19 protein-coding genes are annotated in these 16,549 nt (G+C 67.0%); 6 read left to right on the top strand and 13 right to left on the bottom strand.

Going from position 1 to position 16,549, the window contains the following annotated elements:
* Positions 1–59 precede the first annotated feature (59 nt).
* The 10 genes from OXK16_16040 to OXK16_15995 are packed head-to-tail and all read right to left on the bottom strand — an operon-like array spanning position 60 to position 8,015.
* On the bottom strand, positions 60–1,097 hold the full coding sequence (locus OXK16_16040) for an alpha-ketoacid dehydrogenase subunit beta (GenBank protein MDE0377453.1): 1,038 nt from the start codon (positions 1,095–1,097) through the stop codon (positions 60–62).
* Positions 1,069–2,043 carry a thiamine pyrophosphate-dependent dehydrogenase E1 component subunit alpha gene (locus tag OXK16_16035; protein ID MDE0377452.1) on the bottom strand — a complete coding sequence of 325 codons (975 nt, stop codon included), beginning with the start codon at positions 2,041–2,043 and terminating at the stop codon, positions 1,069–1,071. The genes OXK16_16040 and OXK16_16035 overlap by 29 nt, the downstream gene beginning before the upstream one ends.
* Positions 2,040–2,318: a lipoyl domain-containing protein gene (locus OXK16_16030; GenBank protein MDE0377451.1), complete on the bottom strand. Its 279-nt coding sequence runs from the start codon at positions 2,316–2,318 to the stop codon at positions 2,040–2,042. The genes OXK16_16035 and OXK16_16030 overlap by 4 nt, the downstream gene beginning before the upstream one ends.
* Before the next feature lie 10 nt (positions 2,319–2,328).
* Positions 2,329–3,270, bottom strand: a complete 942-nt coding sequence (locus OXK16_16025; protein MDE0377450.1) for a zinc-binding alcohol dehydrogenase family protein — start codon at positions 3,268–3,270, stop codon at positions 2,329–2,331.
* Entirely contained in the window at positions 3,267–3,611 is a 345-nt protein-coding gene (locus OXK16_16020; protein MDE0377449.1) for a cupin domain-containing protein, read from the bottom strand. The genes OXK16_16025 and OXK16_16020 overlap by 4 nt, the downstream gene beginning before the upstream one ends.
* A gap of 16 nt (positions 3,612–3,627) precedes the next feature.
* On the bottom strand, positions 3,628–4,989 hold the full coding sequence (locus OXK16_16015; protein MDE0377448.1) for an amidohydrolase family protein: 1,362 nt from the start codon (positions 4,987–4,989) through the stop codon (positions 3,628–3,630).
* 22 nt (positions 4,990–5,011) lie between these two features.
* Positions 5,012–5,881, bottom strand: a complete 870-nt coding sequence (locus tag OXK16_16010) for a phytanoyl-CoA dioxygenase family protein (protein ID MDE0377447.1) — start codon at positions 5,879–5,881, stop codon at positions 5,012–5,014.
* A 49-nt stretch (positions 5,882–5,930) separates the two neighbouring features.
* Positions 5,931–6,284, bottom strand: coding sequence for a hypothetical protein (locus OXK16_16005; protein MDE0377446.1), 354 nt, complete (start codon positions 6,282–6,284; stop codon positions 5,931–5,933).
* Between the two features lie 11 nt (positions 6,285–6,295).
* The gene (locus OXK16_16000; GenBank protein ID MDE0377445.1) at positions 6,296–7,144 is read right to left on the bottom strand and encodes a polysaccharide deacetylase family protein; all 849 of its coding nucleotides are present in this window, start codon (positions 7,142–7,144) and stop codon (positions 6,296–6,298) included.
* A gap of 22 nt (positions 7,145–7,166) precedes the next feature.
* Complete coding sequence (locus OXK16_15995; protein ID MDE0377444.1) at positions 7,167–8,015, bottom strand: ATP-binding cassette domain-containing protein; 849 nt, start codon at positions 8,013–8,015, stop codon at positions 7,167–7,169.
* A 64-nt stretch (positions 8,016–8,079) separates the two neighbouring features.
* Here OXK16_15995 and OXK16_15990 point away from each other — a divergent pair, with 64 nt between their 5' ends.
* The 5 genes from OXK16_15990 to OXK16_15970 all read left to right on the top strand — a co-directional run bounded on the left by OXK16_15990 (position 8,080) and on the right by OXK16_15970 (position 13,593).
* Positions 8,080–8,475, top strand: a complete 396-nt coding sequence (locus OXK16_15990) for a cupin domain-containing protein (protein ID MDE0377443.1) — start codon at positions 8,080–8,082, stop codon at positions 8,473–8,475.
* Positions 8,476–8,477: 2 nt separating this feature from the next.
* Positions 8,478–9,893, top strand: a complete 1,416-nt coding sequence (locus OXK16_15985; protein MDE0377442.1) for an amidase — start codon at positions 8,478–8,480, stop codon at positions 9,891–9,893.
* A 143-nt stretch (positions 9,894–10,036) separates the two neighbouring features.
* Positions 10,037–10,855 (top strand): alpha/beta fold hydrolase, encoded by an 819-nt coding sequence (locus OXK16_15980; GenBank protein ID MDE0377441.1) that lies wholly within the window; start codon positions 10,037–10,039, stop codon positions 10,853–10,855.
* Between the two features lie 218 nt (positions 10,856–11,073).
* A complete protein-coding gene (locus OXK16_15975; GenBank protein ID MDE0377440.1) occupies positions 11,074–12,435 on the top strand; it encodes a sugar ABC transporter substrate-binding protein in 1,362 nt (453 codons plus the stop codon).
* 105 nt (positions 12,436–12,540) lie between these two features.
* Complete coding sequence (locus tag OXK16_15970; GenBank protein ID MDE0377439.1) at positions 12,541–13,593, top strand: ABC transporter permease; 1,053 nt, start codon at positions 12,541–12,543, stop codon at positions 13,591–13,593.
* A gap of 67 nt (positions 13,594–13,660) precedes the next feature.
* Here OXK16_15970 and OXK16_15965 read toward each other — a convergent pair whose 3' ends face one another.
* Positions 13,661–13,942, bottom strand: coding sequence for a putative quinol monooxygenase (locus OXK16_15965; protein MDE0377438.1), 282 nt, complete (start codon positions 13,940–13,942; stop codon positions 13,661–13,663).
* A 122-nt stretch (positions 13,943–14,064) separates the two neighbouring features.
* Here OXK16_15965 and OXK16_15960 point away from each other — a divergent pair, with 122 nt between their 5' ends.
* A complete protein-coding gene (locus tag OXK16_15960) occupies positions 14,065–15,492 on the top strand; it encodes an NAD(P)H-hydrate dehydratase (GenBank protein MDE0377437.1) in 1,428 nt (475 codons plus the stop codon).
* Between the two features lie 29 nt (positions 15,493–15,521).
* Here the strand turns inward: OXK16_15960 and OXK16_15955 are convergent, their stop codons facing one another.
* Together OXK16_15955 and OXK16_15950 are read right to left on the bottom strand one after the other, a co-directional pair.
* Positions 15,522–15,830 carry a putative quinol monooxygenase gene (locus OXK16_15955; GenBank protein ID MDE0377436.1) on the bottom strand — a complete coding sequence of 103 codons (309 nt, stop codon included), beginning with the start codon at positions 15,828–15,830 and terminating at the stop codon, positions 15,522–15,524.
* A gap of 13 nt (positions 15,831–15,843) precedes the next feature.
* Positions 15,844–16,549, bottom strand: a 706-nt coding sequence (locus OXK16_15950; GenBank protein ID MDE0377435.1) for an aryldialkylphosphatase, incomplete at its 5' end; no start/stop codon positions are given.

Genomic DNA, 16,549 nt, shown 5'->3' with positions numbered 1-16,549 from the left:
GAGCCTCGTTGGTCACGAGACGACCAAGGACCAGCCGGGACGGGGATAAGGTTGAACCGTTACGAACTCAGAACTTTCCCGACAGCTGCTTTGATGCGAGCGGCATCGGGGATGTAGGCGTTCTCCAGGGGTGGGCTCAGCGGTACGGGGGAGTGGGGGGATGTGACCCGCCTCACGGGGGCGGCGAGTGAGTCGAAGGCGTGCTCCGAGACCAGCGCCGCTATGTCCGCTGCGATGCTGCACCTGGGCGGGCTCTCGTCCACCACGACCAGCCGTCCGGTCTTGCGGACCGACTCCAGGATCGTCTCCGTGTCGAGCGGCGACAGGGATCTGGGGTCGATCACCTCTGCCTCGATGCCGTCCGACGCCAGGGCGCCGGCTACCTCCAGCGCCAGCTTGGCCATGTACGAGATCCCGACGATGGTCACGTCCGTACCCGCGCGGGTGACCGAGGCGGAGCCGAGCGGGACGGTGTACGGGTCCTCCGGCACCTCCTGGCGGGTGTTGTAGAGGCGCATGTGCTCGAAGAAGAGCACCGGGTCGTTGTCCGCGATCGACTCCAGCAGCAGTCCCTTGGCGTCGTAGGGAGTGGTAGGGACCACGACCTTGATCCCCGGCAGGTGCGTGTAGACGGAGTACAGGGTGTCGGAGTGCTGCCCGGCGGCTCCCAGCCCGGCGCCGATGGCCATCCGCAGCACGAGAGGCACGTTTGCCTGGCCGCCGAACATGTAGCGCATCTTGGCAGCCTGGTTGTGGATCTGGTCGAAGGCCAGCGGCGTGAAACTGGACCACATCATGTCGACGACCGGCCGGATCCCGGCTGCTGCGGCGCCGACCGCTATCCCGACGATGCCCGCCTCGGAGATGGGGGTGTCCCGGACCCGGGTAGGACCGAACTCGTGGAACAGGCCCCTGGTGGCACCGAAGGTGCCCCCCATCGCCCCTTCGTACGGCTCGCCGAGACCTGCTCCACCCACCACGTCCTCGCCGTACACCACCACCGTATCGTCGGCTGCCATCGCCTGGAACATGGCCTCGCCCACGGCCTGGAGCATGGTGATCGGCCTTCTAGGCACGATAGGCTCCGGCGTAGACATAGTCGGTGACGCCGGCGGCGGTCGGCCACGGATCGGCCTTGGCAGCCGCCACGCCCCGGTCCAGCTCATCCACGATGGCCGCGCGGATTCCATCCACGGCTGCCTCCGTGAGTATCCCGGCCGCCTCCAGTTCCGACCGGAACCGCTTGAGCGGATCCCTCCCCCTGGCGGCCTCGAGATCGTCTTCGTCTCGGTACTTCTGGGTGTCGCCCACGTAGTGCGCCGAGATACGGGGGATCTTCGCCTCGATGAACGACGGACCCTCGCCGCGGCGGGCGCGCTCGATCGCCTTCCCGGTTACCTCATGGACAGCGAAGGCATCGGCTCCGTCCACCACATGGCCCGGAATGCCGAACCCGTCGGCCCGCCGGCTCAGATCCTCGACGCTCTGGGAGTAGGACGCCGGGGTGGACTCCGCCCAGCCGTTGTTCTCGCACACGTATATGACCGGCAGCTTCCAGATCGAGGCCAGGTTCATCGACTCGTATAGGATGCCCTGCCCGGCCCCGCCGTCCCCGAAGAAGCTGATGGAGACGTTGGACGTGCCCTTGACCTGCTGCGCGAAGGCTCCGCCGGTGGCGAGGCCGATGCTCCCGCCGACGATGGCGTTGGCGCCCAGCATCCCGATCTCGAAGTCGGCGATGTGCATCGATCCTCCCCGGCCCTTGCAGAGGCCGGTCTCGCGCCCGTACAGCTCGGCGAGCATCCCCGCGATCGAGCATCCCTTGGCCAGACAGTGCCCATGGCCGCGGTGGGTGCTGGCGATGAGGTCATGGTCCGACAGGTTGGCGCACACCGCGGTTGCCACGGCCTCCGCGCCGATGTAGGTGTGGACGAAGCCGGGCATGTCTCCCCGCTGGTACTCGAGCGTGACCCTTTCCTCAAACAGCCGGATCCTCATCATCGTCTCGAACATCTCGAGCAGCGTCCGGTCCGCGATGGTCATGCGGTCGCTCCTCCCTCGACCAGGCTCCGGTACTCGGCCTCGTTCTCGGCGATCCAGCCGATCACCTTCCCGATCGGGTAGTCCTCGCCGACCGGCGCACCATGATGCACGATCCCGTCGGCGCCCGCCTCGATCTCCATCTCCACCTTGTTGGTCTCCATGAGGAACAGCGCCTCGCCGGCGCGGACCGATGCCCCCTCGTCCACGAGCCAGTCGATCAGGTGGCAGTCGTCCATGTAGATACCGGTCTTGGGTATGAAGACCTCGTGGGCCATCGGGTGTTTCCTAGCCGGGGATCAGCACTTGCTTGCCGTTGCCCGAAGCCACCCCGCCCCAGGCGGAGGCCACGCCGGAGAGCGGCGTCGTGGCAACCGGGAGGATCAGATCGCCGGCGGTCGCCAGGTCCACCATCTCCAGGTACGTGGCGACCACCACGTCGCGCGGTACTCCGAAATTGCTGTATCCCCTGATCGTGAGCTGCTTACCGCGGACCAGCCCGGACGCGAGCGTGGCGACGCCGCTCGCCGCCTGCCCGACGTGGATCACCCGGGCCCCGAGCGCGGTGGCGGTGAGCGCCGCCTCGAGAGGACCGCCCCATAGGGCATCGAACACCACCTGGGCCCCGCCTTCGGCAGCGGCCTGCAATCGGCCGGCCAGATCGTCACCCTCGGTGGATACCACCGCGTCGGCCATCCCCTCCAGGGCCGCAAGCCGCTCGGGGTTCCGTCCCACGGCCACCACCTTCGCCGCTCCGGCAATGCGTGCCGCCTGGACCGCGATGCTTCCCGCCGCACCCGTCGCCCCCAGGACGATGGCGGTCTCTCCCGGCTGCAGCTTCGCCGCCCAGGTGATGGGAAGCCAGCCGGCGAGCGCGGCGGTTCCGAGCGCCGCGGCGGTGGCGGCATCCGCGTCGTCACGGATATCGACCAGGGCGATCTCCGGAGCATTGAAACGCTCGGCGGCGGTCCCGTCCCGCACCACGCCGAGGCCACCGCCCATGACGAACACGCGCCTGCCGTCCTCCAGGCGGCCCACTGCCTCGATGGCCGTTACGTAGGGCATGGGCGGGTGTCCGGCATAGAACCCGCCGGATGCGATGGCCAGATCGACCGGGTTGAGAGAAGCCGCCTCGAGCTCTACAGCGACTTCGCCCTCCGCCGGCGCCGGCAGGTCGCGCTCCTCCACGACAGGAGTAGCGCCGGGTGCGGTGATTAGGGCGGCCTTCATGGTGTCGTCTCCTTCTTGGGCAGGTAACGGTCGGCGTCTGCGAACACGTCGATCCCGCGGTAACCCCCCCGGATGCGGGTGATATGGGTTACACCGGCGGGGACCGTGTAGGTGTCACCGCGGCGGTAGGTGCGGGTCTCGCCTCCTATCGTCATCTCCATCTCCCCCTCGAGAACCACCCCCCACTGGGCGCCGTGGACGTGTTCTGGCACCTCGACATCGTGGTCGATCTCGTAGAACATCGGCATGCAGTACTCGTTCGGAACGATGTGAGCCCGCATGTCGACCGGGCTGTCCGGCACGGGCAGTGCCTTGATGAAGTCCGGGAAGCCTTCGCTCATGAAACGGTCCTTTCCCTCACAGCGTCGCGATCAGTGCCGCATACGAGTCGGACGATCCGGCCCGTTCATCAAACCGGTACACCTCCGGCGTAAACACGTGGGTCTTCTCGAAGGAATGCTTCAACCTCGGCAGTGAGGCAGGCCGCCATGGCGAGACCGGGCTCCCGGCCTTGACGATGGTGCGGATGCTCGCCCGGTCCTGCAGGATCGTGACGTCCTCGTCCGGGTTGCCCTCCACGACCAGAAGGTCGGCGTAGTTGCCCGGCGTCAACGTTCCGATCTGGCCGGCGTGCTGCGGCAGCGTGATGGCGCTGTTGCGGGTCATCGACAGCAGGGCCTCGAAGTGGGACATGCCGAGGAGGTCGACGAACAGCTCCATCTCCCTGGCATGCCACTGTCCGTACGGGGTCATGGCGAATCCCGACTCCGAACCCCCGATCATGGTGGCACCGGACTCGTGCGCCTTGGTGAGGATGGCGACCGCGGCGTCCAGCTCGCGCTTGAAACGGTCCCGCACGGGCGGCGAGAGGTTGGCCCGGTTGGCCTCCAGGGTGTTGACCAGCAGCGTCATGGCGGGGAGCAGTGGGATGTCCTTCTCCAGGACCATCTCGAGGGTCGGCTCGTCCATGTAGGAGGCGTGCATAATCCAATCGACGCCGGCCAGCGCCGCGTACTCGACCGACTGGCGGGACCGGGCGTGGATGGTGACCGGACGGCCCAGGCGGTGGGACTCCTCGACGGCCAGCTCGAGTTCATCCAGCCGGAAGGAGGCGTACTCGTCGGACGAGGCGCCGGATCCGGCGATCTTGATGAGGTTGACGCCGTCCTTCACCTCGTTGCGGATCTCCTGGAGCAGTTCGTCCCGGTTCCTCACCAGTGCACCGAATGACGACTCCGGGACCCCGATCCAGCTGGGGAAACCGTCCCCGATCCCCTGCTGGGTGGTGATCTGCTTTCCCGCGCAGGCCATCCGCGGTCCCTGGATGAGGCCGGCTTCGATGGCGTCCCGCACCGCGATGGCCACCGCATACGGTCCTCCCGGGTCGCAGCTGGAGGTCACGCCCGCCATCAGCGCCTTCTCCGCATCGACCGAGGCGCGGATCGCCCGGTACTCGGCCGGCGTGTAGATCGAAAGCTCCTCTTCGGACTCGGCCTCCCCGAAACTTATATGCATGTGCCCGTCGACGAGCCCCGGCATCACCGTGAGGCCGGTGGTGTCGACTTCTTCGTAGCCGTTCTCTGAAAACTCCGGTGGGACGGCGTCGGCGTGACCCACCCAGGCGATCCGGTCGGCCTCGACCACCACGCAGCCTCGATCGATGACCGTCTGGTCCTCGCATGGCAGTACCCGGCCCCCGTTGAAGCGATACCCGGTCATGGTCCTACCTCCTCCGCGCGCCTCAGATCGGGACGATGGGGAAGTACTTGCCTCCCATCGGCTCACCGATCTCTATCCCCACTTCGTCGTCCGAGTAATTGAACTCGTATCGTCTGCTGCCGAACCACCGGGTGCCGTCGGCAAAGAAGCGAACAACTATGGCCCGGCGAGGGTTGGTCGAGACGTTGGGTAGCGAGGCGTGCCAGGTCAGGCAGTGGTGCATGGACACCGATCCGGCGGGCAACGTGATCGTCTCCACCGGCAGGCCGACCTCGGCCGGATCGTCGATCGGCCTGACGGTGGGTGGCCGTAGCTCCTCCAGATAGGTCGATCCGGTTCCGAAGGCGGCGGGAAGGGTCTCGCCCATCACGTGGCTTCCCGGGACCATCTGCATCGCCCCGTTCTCGGCGGTCACGTCGTCGAGCGCCAGCCAGGCGGTGACGGCGTTCGGCTGAGCGAGCGGCCAGTAGGGATAGTCCTGGTGCCACTTGAGGCTGCCGCCCTTCCCGGGATCCTTGAACAGGGCGTTGTCCTCCAGGATCCGAACCTGGCGCGATCCCATCAACTGGGATGCCCACCCGGCCAGAATCGAGTTGAAGGAGACGATCCGGATGTTCTCGTCCCATGTCCAGAGGTTGAACAGGAAGCCCACCGACTTGCCCGGCTCGGGAGGGAGCACGCTGTCCTCGGGCCAGATGGCGGGATCGAGCAGGTCCCACTCCTCACCCTTTCCCCTCTGGAGTACGCGGGCCCTCTCCACGACGTCGCGCAGCATCTCCACCTGCTCGGTGGTGAACACACGGCCCGGCCGCAGAAATCCCTTGTGATGGAACTCGAGTAGCTCGTCGGCGCTCAGTGCGCTGGTGCGAACCTCGTCGGTCACTGTCTGCATGCTTGACCTCCTTGCGGTCCGGCAACCACCCGAACACATGTGGATGCCCTCATTCGATCACTTCCACAGATGACGTCTCCACGGTGCAGATAAGCGGCGGGTCCACATCGGCCCCGGCCTCGACCGAGTATGGCACTTCGCTTTCGGCTTCGATCCGGTCCACCGTGAACCCCACCTCGTGGTAGACCTCACTGGCGAGGTCTAGCCACATCGCCACCAGTTCCAGCCGCACCGCCACGTCGGCGTCGTTGCGCAACGTGCCGCCCACCGATTCCGACGAACACTGGCGGACGCTCGCCAGTATGAAGGTCTCGACGTCACGGTCACCCTCGGCGCGCGGTAGGTAGCACGATACCGCCAGCACCGAGATCGCGACCAGGAGGGCCAAACGCCCGCGGGTCAACGCTTGCGGCCTCACGATCCTCGCTGTTGCAACTGCTGGTTGTAGTAGTCGGTATAGGACATGACCTCCACGCCCCGCTCGACCGCGTACTCCATCACGCCGCGGGCCCAGCCCGTCCCCGCCTCGTTGTAACGGATCATCGCCCACTCGTGAAAACAGGCTCCGTAGACCAGGTCCGTGTCGACGATCTCGTCCACCCCTTCCTTGAGGACTTCGAGGAACTCGGCGCCCCGGTCGATGCCGTACCCCTCGAACCAGAAAGCGTCCGCCCAGTGCTGGAAGGGCAGTTCCAGGATGTCGGGGAATCCCTGCTCCTCGTACCAGAACGGCTGGATATCGAAGGGTGAGGGCATGTCGTGCTCCGAGTTCCGCCCCCAGGAGGTTACGTACTCGATTCCGTTATCCGCCAGCAGCTGCAGATGGTCGGGCCGGTCGGCGAGACCCAGGTAGTAACCGTGCGGGGTCCGTAGCCCGATGCAGTCGGTGCCCAGATGCTCCTTGATGAGCGCGGATGTCGCCTCCAGTTCGTGGCGGAGGGCCTCGGGCCGCGACTGCGGGAACAGCCCTCCCTTCCAGGTGTCGTCCTTGAAGAGAATGTGGCTGTAGGTGTGCTGCTGGACGTCGAGCAGCGGGTTGGCGGCTGCCTTCCTGAGCGCGGGGAGGCATTGGAGCAGCGTCCGGCCGCACACGAACAGCGTGCCCGTGACACCTACGGCTTCGTGGATGGCCGTGATGATGTCGAGTCCCGCTTCGGTGGTGTCGTCGGGCAGGGAGCCGTAGAAGCTCTCCCCGCCGCCCCGCGCCAGATTCTCACCGATAGCGTGATACTCGGTGTCGTAGCCCATCAACATCGTCGCCATGGCGATCCCTCCTTATGTGTGCTTATGTTTCGGTATGCCGGGCGGTGTCGAGATCCCCGAGCGCCACGCCGGTGATCATGTCGACGAGATGGCGGGGAGTGATCCCTTCCATGCTTTCGATCTCGCCCACCTTCAGGCCGTGGCGGAGCACGACCACCCGATCGCATACCTTCACGACATCGTGCATGTTGTGGCTCACCAGCAGTACCGCGACCCCTTGCTTCTTGAGGCGCTCGATCAGGTCGAGCACCAAGCGGGTCTGCTCGACTCCGAGCGCGGCCGTCGGTTCGTCGAGAACCACGATGTGGTTACCCCATGCCACGGCCCGGCCGACCGCTACCGCCTGCCGCTGGCCTCCCGACAGCTTGTCGACGGGCTGTCGCACCGACGGGATGTCGATGCTCAGCCGGTCGAGTATCTCCCGGGATTCCCTGTACATGCGGCGCCGGTCCAACCATCCCAGCCAGCCGAACAGTCCCCACCTGAAGGTGTGCTCCCTGTTCAGGAAGAGGTTGGTGGCGACATCGAGCGTGTCCACCAGTGATAGGTCCTGGTGGACCGTCTCGACGCCGAGCCGGTGGGCGGCCTCAGGGTTCTCGATGGACACCACGGAACCGTCGATGAGGATGTCCCCCGAGTCGGGGGTGAGGCCACCCGAGACGCAGTTCACAACGGTGGTCTTGCCTGCCCCGTTGTCGCCGAGCAGACCGAGCACTTCGCCGCGCCGGATCTCGAAGCTGACCTCCCTGGCGGCGCGGACCGCTCCGAACGACTTCGACAGGGAACGCACCTCGAGAGCAACCGAACCGTTGGGTTGGTCGGAAGCTGTCACGTGGGGGTCGAGAGGGGGTGGATTGTAGGTCTTTACCATCGCAGGACACCGGCCTGTCAGGAGGCCTCGTAAAGTATATCCGTCCTCAGGAAAGGAGGCCCGAGTGCCCGAATACGTGGTCCGAGCCGACACCACGCCCCCGTCCGACCTCTCGGGAACGGCCTTCAGCCATCTGGACGTGCGGTGGCTCGTGAGCGGCGAGCGGAACGGGGCCGAACTGACCGGCGTCGGCCAGACGATCTATCCCGCTCATGGAGGGACCCACGAGGTCCACCTGCACCCGAACGCGGAGGAGGTAGTAATCGTCCAGTCGGGCCGGGGCCGCCATCTGGTGGGAGACCGCTGGTACGACGTCGGGCCGGGCGACATCATCTTCATCCCGCGCAACACTCTCCACGGCGCCGAGTCGGTCGGTGACGAGGAACTGGTGATCTACTGGGTCCTGGGCGGGGTGGGAAGCCTTGAGGACGCCGGCTACGTCCCGGCAAGCGCCCTGTAGCTGTGGACCTCTGGCAGCACCCTGTCACGGAGCTAATCGACACGTACCGGAGCGGGAAGGCCTCGCCGCTCGAGGTTGTCGAATCGGCCCTCCGGCGGATAGAACTCCTGGATCCGTCCATCGGCGCCTTCCGTGAAGTGTTCCACGATCGCGCCGCCGAAGAGGCTCGGCAGCGGAGCGACGAGCTCGCCCGCGGGGATTGGGCCGGTCCGCTGCACGGCGTTCCGGTCGCCATCAAGGAGCTCTTCGACGTGGAGGGTGGGGTGGGGTGTTACGGGTCCACGATCCTGGCAGACCGCATCGCGCCGTCCGATGCGGCCGCGGTGGCCCGCTGGCGCGAGGCGGGCGCCATCGTGGTCGGCACCACCCGCTCGCACGAGTTCGGCTGGGGGATCACCACCCAGCATGCGACGCTCGGAAGCACCCTGAACCCCTGGAACACGGACCGCGTACCTGGAGGATCGAGCGGGGGGTCGGCGGCGGCGGTGGCGGTGGGCATGGTGCCGTTGGCACTAGGGAGCGACACCGGCGGTTCCATACGGATACCGGCATGCTTCTGTGGTGTCGCCGGGATCAAACCCACCTACGGCCGCGTTGCTAAGCGCGGCGCCGTGTCGCTCGCTCCGTCCCTGGACCACCCCGGACCGATCGCCCGAACGGTCCCGGATCTGGCGGTCGGGCTGGCGACAATGTCCGGCTATGACACTTCGGACCCGAGCACCCTGCCCGTCCCGCCGCCCTCGGCCATGGTGGCGCCCTCTCTGGCCGGTGTCCGGGTCGGTGTGGTAGCCGGTCTCCATCCCCGGCCGCTCCGCGAGGACCACCGGGTCAGGTTCGATGCGGCCATCGAGGCGATGTCGGAGTCGGGCGCCCTCCTCGTAGAACTCGGCTTTCCCGGGGCCGACGAGGTCAGGCCCACCTTCGCAACCATCCAGATGGCGGAGGCGCACCACGTTCATTCGTCGGTCATGGGGATCTTCCCCCGGCGGGCCTCCGAATACGGCGCCGACGTGAGGGGACGGCTCGAGATGTCGGCGGACATCGGCCTGGCCGACTACCTGTCGGCCCTGGAAGGCAGGCGCGCCCTCGGGCACCGTTTCGCCCGGCTGTTCGACGAGGTGGATGTGATCGCGACCCCAATTACGGCCGGTGGCCCATCCACGACGTCGGCGCCGGACGACTCGTCGGACGGCGCCGGGGAGGCCCCGTTCCGTGATGTGGTGATGGACTACACGGTTGCCCAGGACCTGTTCGGCCTCCCCGTATGCGCGGTACCGAACGGCTTGGACGGCGAGGGCCTTCCCCTGGGAATCCAGCTGACCGGGCCGTCCATGTCCGAGAACGCGGTGATGGGCGCCGCTGCGGGTGCCGCCGCGGTCCTCCCGAGCCCGGACTTCCCGCCGATCGCCGGCTCGTAAGCAGACAGACCAGGAGGGTGCTGAAAGAGACGGGGATGGGTTGGCCCGCGACGTCCGGACCGGGGGTTCCATTGCCGAATATCGGGCCAACGGGACATTTTTCAGTACCCTCCTAGGATGGCCGTCCGCGACCGAGGACTGTCTTGCCGACAGCTGCACTGAACACGGGCGTCGAGCTCTACTACGAGTGGCATGGGACCGCCGATGGCCCACCGGTGGTGTTCGTGCGCGGCACCGGCGCCGACGGCTCCCGCTGGCTTCCCCAGGTCGAGGAATACCGGCATCGCTACCGGTGCGTGATCTTCGACAACCGTGGAGCCGGGAGGAGTTCGGCCCCGCCCGGTCCCTACACCGTCCCGATGATGGTTGACGACACGATCGCCCTCCTGGACCATCTCGGGATCGATACCTGCCACCTGTCCGGCATGTCGCTCGGAGGCGCTATCGCAGTCAGGCTGGCGATCGACTTCCCCGAGCGGGTTACGACCCTGCAGCTCCATGGCGCCTGGGCGAAGACCCATGGCTACGCCAGGATGTACCTGTCGCTGCTGAAGCGGTTCCTCGAGGAGGGCGGTCTGGACTTCTACTACGAGGCGGCGCTTCTCTACCTGTTCCCGCCCGACTTCATCACCAGGGAATACGACCTCACCCTCGAGATTCTCCAACGGATGAAGGCCAACTCGTCACCCATGGCCGGCTTGGCCGGGCAGATCGAGGCCAACCTGACGCATGACGAAGCGGATCGGCTGTCTCTTGTCCGAGCGCCCACCCTCGTCACGGTGGGGGAACTCGACATGTGCCTGCCGCCGTATTTCAGCCGTGAGCTGGCCGACGGGATTCCCGGTGCGGAGCTGGTGGTCTTCCCCGGCGGATCGCACCTGTTCGGCATGCAAGATCCGGCCACCTTCAATCGGGTGACCCTTGACTGGCTGGCGCGAAACGGAGGGATCCAACCGGCGTAAGGGGTGGAGGTCCCCGGGTATCAAGAACGGGGCTGGAGACACGAATGTCCGGATTACGGATCAGCCGCATCCAGAATCCCAGGGATCGTGGGGGCATGCCATTTCTGTGGACGTCCAGAGGTCCGAGACACTATGTTTATGGGGTAGCCATCGCGTGCTACAGGCAGAGCAAGCGGGCGATTAGGGAGGGCGATGTGAGAACTGTAAGGATGTGGAGGTTGTTGGGCCTGCTACTGGTCCTGGCTCTGGTGGGGGCGGCATGCGGTGCCGAGGAGGCGGACACGTCGGCGGCCGACGCGGCTGCGGCCCAAGCGCGTGCCGCGGCTGCAAGCGCTGAGGCCGAAGCTTCCGCTGCGCAGGCTCAGGCCTCGGCGGCCCAGGCGGAAGCCGATGCGGCTGCTGCGGCGCTGGCCACGGCTCAAGCCGAGTTGGAAGCTGCCCAGGCGGCGGCTGCCTCTGCCATGGAGGGCGGTGAAGCTTCCCAGGCGGAAGCGGATGCGGCTGCTGCGGCGCTGGCGACCGCTGAAGCCGAGTTGGAAGCTGCCCAGGCGGCGGCTGCCGCTGCGATGGAGGGCGATGAGGCCTCCCAGGCTGCGCTGGCCGAGGCGGAGGCTGCTCTGGCTGAGGCGGAGCAGATGGCCGCAGAGCAGGCTGCGGCTGCGGCGGCAAGCAAGGGCACCATCGCATTCAGCTTTGGCAATGAGGGTGCTGGGATATACCGGCTCGTCGCCGACCCCGCCAGACTCGAGGCCGAGCGGCGCGGTTATGACTGGGTCGAGGGCTCGGCGAATGGCGACTGCGAGAAGCAGGTCCAGGACATCGAGGGCTTCGTGGCCGCCGGTGTCTCCGCCATCGTGTTCCTTCCCTTGTGCGGCATCGAGCCGTACCTGCCTGTGGTGCAGGCGGCCAAGGACGCCGGCATCGTCGTAGTCGGATATTCGACCGCGGTCCCCGGTGGTGACTCGTCCATCGTCTACGCGAACGTCGACGGAGCCCGCGCGGTGGCAGCTGAGGCTCTTCGCTGGTTGGAAGAGGACTTCACGGGCGATCCGGAGACCTTCTCCTGGGCGCTCTTCACGTTCGATCAGTGCGGAAGGGCGTGTACAGACCGTACCGATCCGATCCGAGAGATCATCACAGAAGCGACCGGCGTGGCTCCTCTCGAGGCGGAGTCGGTTGCCGAGGCCACCGGACTGGAAGCGACGGAGACCTTCCTCCAGGCTGATCCGGGACTCAACATGGTCATCGGGATCAACGACGGCGGAGCGCTCGGCGCCTATCAGGCATTCGTGGCCCAGATCGAGCAGGATGGCCGGGATCCGGGCGAGATCTTCGTCGGGGGAATGGACGGACAGAACGAGGCCTTGGAGCTGCTGGCCGGTGCCGATGAGTACGGCATCTACCGCGTTTCGGGAGCCATAATCATCGACCAGTTGGGCAAGGCCGTGGCGGACCTTCCTGCCAACATCCTCGAAGGGCAGCCGCCCACCAGCCTCGTACTCAACTACGTGGCAATCACGCCGGGTATGGCGAACTTCGCGCAGCAGGTGCTGGACAACTACGCGCAATTCCTGGGCTAGATCACCAGGTCAGGTATTTCGGGGCGGTCGGTGAGCGGTGTTAGGACGCATGCTCAACGGCCGCCTCGCCTGTTCTCATGAAGATGGATCCCGGATCGAGGCCTGATGCCCGGACGTGAGCGTTTAGGGCTGCGTTCGCGGGCCGCGGCTCTACTTGGAGACAACCAACAGGAGATCGCAGGTACCTGGGCGAAGATCCTCCGCAACGGGATCGTCGGGGCGTTGGTGGTGGAGGTTGTCTTCTTCGCCATCTTCTCCGACCGGTTCCTCACCGTGTCGAACTTCCGCCTGGTCCTGTTGCAGACCGCCGTCATCGCCACCCTTGCCATACCGAGCGCGCTGCTCCTGATGGCCGGGTATGTCGACTTCGCGATCGGCTCTATCACCGGCCTGTGTGCGGTTATTCTCGGAAAGCTCCTGGAAACCACGGGGATCGTACCCGCCCTGATCATCGTGGTACTGCTCGGTGTGGCGGTCGGCGCCGCGCAGGGAATACTGTGCTCCCCGCTGGGATTGTCGCCAATCGTGGTGACCCTGGGTTTCTTCACAGGGGTCCGCGGGGTGGTCTTCGTGGTGACCGACGCAAGGACAGCGTCGGGATTCGGCGACACCTTCGCGATCATCGGCCGGGGTCGGGTCCGCTGGCTGGAGATACCCGTTCCGGTCGCCATTGCCGCGGTGACCCTGCTGCTCGGGGCCATATTCCTCTACAGGACGAGATGGGGTCGCTACGTCGTGGCGATAGGGGTCAACTCAAGGGCGGCCTTCCGGGCGGGGATCCGGATCAAGGCGATACCCGTTTACCTCTACATGGCGACCGGAGCGGGAAGTGCGGTGGGGGCGATGATCTTGGTCTCGAGGCTTGATGCAGCGCCGCCGCTTACCGGGGATGGTCTCGAGTTGAACGTGCTGAGCGCGGTGCTCCTCGGCGGCGTCGCGTTCGGCGGCGGTCGGGGATCGTTGATCGGGGTGATAGCCGGCGTGCTGTTCGTCGGGCTCCTGAACAACGGGCTTCTCCTGTTCGGCGTGGCACCGTTCTGGTTCCGTGTGAGCGCCGGCGCGGCGCTCGTGGTGGCCGCCAGCCTCGACGCCATCGGCCGCCGCCTGGAGGGACGCAGCACCGGCGGGCTGGGCGCGCTGGGCCGCGGCGGACTCTGACCCCTCGCCGGTCCGATCCGCCCCCACCTACCGGAAGGACATCCGGCCCGGACCGGAAACTCCCGGCCTACGAGTCCACTATCTCGACGCTACGGTCGTCCAGCAGCGGGCGGATCTGCTTCACAGCCACTTCCGTGAAGTGCTCGGTCGCCTGGTGCGCGGCGAACGCGGCCCGGTCGACATACTTCTCCAGCAGCAGGAACCTGCGCCGGTCGTCCACGCTCCTGTAGACCTCGAACGCGAGGCACCCCGGTTCCTCCAGCACCAGAGCCGTATAGCTCCTGAGGAGGTCCGCCACTTCGCCGTCCTTGCCGGGTGCCGTCGTGTAGGTCGCCAGGACAATGGTCATGCCGTTTCCTTCCCTCTGCAGGTATTTATGTCCTCACGTGAGAGGATCGCCGGGACGCCTCGGATCTTACGCCGCGCCGGGACACTCCCCGTCCGGTCGGGCAGGCGATACAGTTCGGTCTGATGATTCCCGTTCTCACGGCTGAACAGTCCCGGCGCCAGGATGCCATGGCCACCGCGGATCCGCGCACCCTGCTGGACCGGGCGGGCCTGGCGGTCGCCTTGCAGGCGGTAGCCATGGGGGCAGGCTACGGGTCGACGGTGGCGGTGCTGGCCGGTCCCGGTAACAACGGGGGCGACGGATACGTGGCGGCCCGGTATCTGGCGGGGCGGGGGATAGCGGTGGACATCTACCCGCTGGCCGAGCCGCGCACCGATCCGGCGATATGGGCGCGGGACCTGGCCAGCCGCGAAGGGGCGCGGGTCCGGCGCTGGTCGGATACCAGGCATGCTGACATGGTGATCGACGCTCTGTTCGGAGCGGGCTTCCGTGGGGAGCCACCCGACCTCTCATCTTGGACTCCGCCCGGCCCCGGTGACGGAACCGGCTTGCCCTGGTTGGCGGTCGACGTGCCGTCCGGGCTGGACGCCACCACGGGAGAGGCGGCCGGAGGGACACCCTGCGCCCGGGCCACGGTCACCTTCCACGGATATCGGGTGGGGCACCTGGTGGGTTCGGGTCCCGACCGGTGCGGCGATGTCGTGGTGGCCGACATAGGCCTGCCGGATGTGGCGCCGGAGATGTGGCTGTGCGAGGATGCGGACGCCCCGCTTCCCGTGCGGTCCCGCACCGCACACAAGTGGTCGGCGGGTTCGGTGCTGGTGGTGGGCGGCTCGGACGGCCTGGACGGGGCCGCCACCCTGACCGCCCGGTCGGCGCTGCGAGCCGGCGCCGGGGCGGTGATGATCGCCTGTCCCCCCACGGTCGAGGAAAAGGTCCGGGCACCCGAGATCATGACCCGGGCGATCGGATCGGGCCGCTCGCTATCGGCGGCCGACCTCCCCCAGGTGCTGGAACTCGCTCAGCGCTTCGATGTCGTGATCATCGGACCCGGCCTGGGGTCGTCCCCCGACCTCGGGCCTTTCGTTAGCGGGCTTCTCCGGGGTTGGCAAGGGCCGGTGGCAGCCGACGCTGATGCCCTGAACGCTCTCGGCGATCCGGGAGGCCTGGCCCGCCCTGGAGACACCGTCATCACCCCGCACGCGGGAGAGTTCCGACGCTTGACCGGACGGGCAGCGACCTACCAGGAGGCGGCCCGATTGGCCGAGGACACGGGAGCTACCGTGTTGCTGAAGGGCGCTCCCACATTCGTCATGGGAGCGGACCGGTGGCTGGTCAACTCGGGCGGTCGCGAGCTCGCCACCATCGGCACCGGCGACGTGCTGGCGGGAATGATCGGAGCCTTCTGGGCCGCCGCCGGGGGGGACGGCGCGGAGGCGGCCCGGTCGGCCGCCTACTGGCATGGCAGGGCAGCATCCGAGTTGGCGGCCCGGCGCACCGTGACCGCCGACCTTCTGGTCGAACAGGTGGCCATCACCGCCCGGCGCTGAACTAGGCCCTCGGCCGAAGCCGGGGTCGCTCAGGCGATCTGCGTCATCCTCATCTCGCCGTGCTCCAGGATCAGGTGAGTGACCGCGTCGCTTCCGTCCCGGATGTGGGGCGAGGCGATGTGACGTTCCAGGTCTTCCTCGCTCCGCCAGTACTCGACGAAATAGAAGAGGCCGGGATCGTCGTTGACGCCGTGTAGCTGGTAGTCGACGCAACCCTCTTCCTTGAGGGTGGGGGCAACGAAGCCCGCCAGCGTCTCCCGAACCGTGTCCTCGGCGCCGGGCTCGGCCCGTACCCACGCCACGACGCTCAGAATGTCCTTGTCGGTGGTATCGCTCATGCCCGGGATTGTACTACTCGCTGCGGCGCGCACCGGAGTGTCCGGCCAGCAGGCGGGCGGGGTTCTTCTGTAGGAGCGTGTCCAGATCCGCGTCGGAAACACCCCGGGCTTCGAGACGGGGGACGATGTGGCGGAGGAAGTGGTCGTAGCCGTGACCGCCGTAGGCGGCCAGTTCGTGCTTGAAGCAGATGTCCTGGCCGGGGAAGATACGGTCGGTCAATCCTGATTCGATCAGCATGACCAGGGCGTCCATGCGGTCCTCGTCCGACGGGAGCCAGGTCTTGCGCATCGCGTAGTAGAGCTCCCGGCCGAAGGTGTCGAGGCCCAGGCCGGCACCGCACTTCACGGCTTGCTGGTAGCGGTCGAGGTCGGAGCGAAACCGGTCGTCGAGGTGGCTCTGGACCACCCTGCTCATGTCGGCGCCGGCGTCCGACAGGACCTCGATCACCTCCAGGGGTGAGTCGGCCCCTGCGGCCGAGTGGGCGATGAGAGCGCAGCCCACCTGCTGCTGGGCCAGAGCGGCGGCCTGTAACACCTTGCGCTCGGCCGGTTCCATCGGGTAGCCGGTGACACCCAACTCGCCGATCACCCCGGCCCTGATCGCGGTACCGTCCATGCCCTCGGTGAGGTCCCGGATCATCTCCGCGGCGATGTCCTCCACCGGCCAGCGGTGCAGGCCGGCCGGATGGGTGGCCTCGACGTAGAAGCCGCATCCGGCC

The sequence above is a fragment of the bacterium genome, from assembly GCA_028821235.1.
Lineage (GTDB): Bacteria > Actinomycetota > Acidimicrobiia > Spongiisociales > Spongiisociaceae > Spongiisocius.
This window is presented reverse-complemented; position numbering and strand designations above follow the sequence as displayed.

Coding starts and splice junctions, on each gene's coding strand:
- OXK16_16040 (MDE0377453.1), bottom strand. CDS start 1,097: ATGTCTACGCCGGAGCCTATCGTGCCTAGAAGGCCGATCACCATGCTC.
- OXK16_16035 (MDE0377452.1), bottom strand. CDS start 2,043: ATGACCATCGCGGACCGGACGCTGCTCGAGATGTTCGAGACGATGATG.
- OXK16_16030 (MDE0377451.1), bottom strand. CDS start 2,318: ATGGCCCACGAGGTCTTCATACCCAAGACCGGTATCTACATGGACGAC.
- OXK16_16025 (MDE0377450.1), bottom strand. CDS start 3,270: ATGAAGGCCGCCCTAATCACCGCACCCGGCGCTACTCCTGTCGTGGAG.
- OXK16_16020 (MDE0377449.1), bottom strand. CDS start 3,611: ATGAGCGAAGGCTTCCCGGACTTCATCAAGGCACTGCCCGTGCCGGAC.
- OXK16_16015 (MDE0377448.1), bottom strand. CDS start 4,989: ATGACCGGGTATCGCTTCAACGGGGGCCGGGTACTGCCATGCGAGGAC.
- OXK16_16010 (MDE0377447.1), bottom strand. CDS start 5,881: ATGCAGACAGTGACCGACGAGGTTCGCACCAGCGCACTGAGCGCCGAC.
- OXK16_16000 (MDE0377445.1), bottom strand. CDS start 7,144: ATGGCGACGATGTTGATGGGCTACGACACCGAGTATCACGCTATCGGT.
- OXK16_15995 (MDE0377444.1), bottom strand. CDS start 8,015: ATGGTAAAGACCTACAATCCACCCCCTCTCGACCCCCACGTGACAGCT.
- OXK16_15970 (MDE0377439.1), top strand. CDS start 12,541: ATGCCCGGACGTGAGCGTTTAGGGCTGCGTTCGCGGGCCGCGGCTCTA.
- OXK16_15965 (MDE0377438.1), bottom strand. CDS start 13,942: ATGACCATTGTCCTGGCGACCTACACGACGGCACCCGGCAAGGACGGC.
- OXK16_15960 (MDE0377437.1), top strand. CDS start 14,065: ATGATTCCCGTTCTCACGGCTGAACAGTCCCGGCGCCAGGATGCCATG.
- OXK16_15955 (MDE0377436.1), bottom strand. CDS start 15,830: ATGAGCGATACCACCGACAAGGACATTCTGAGCGTCGTGGCGTGGGTA.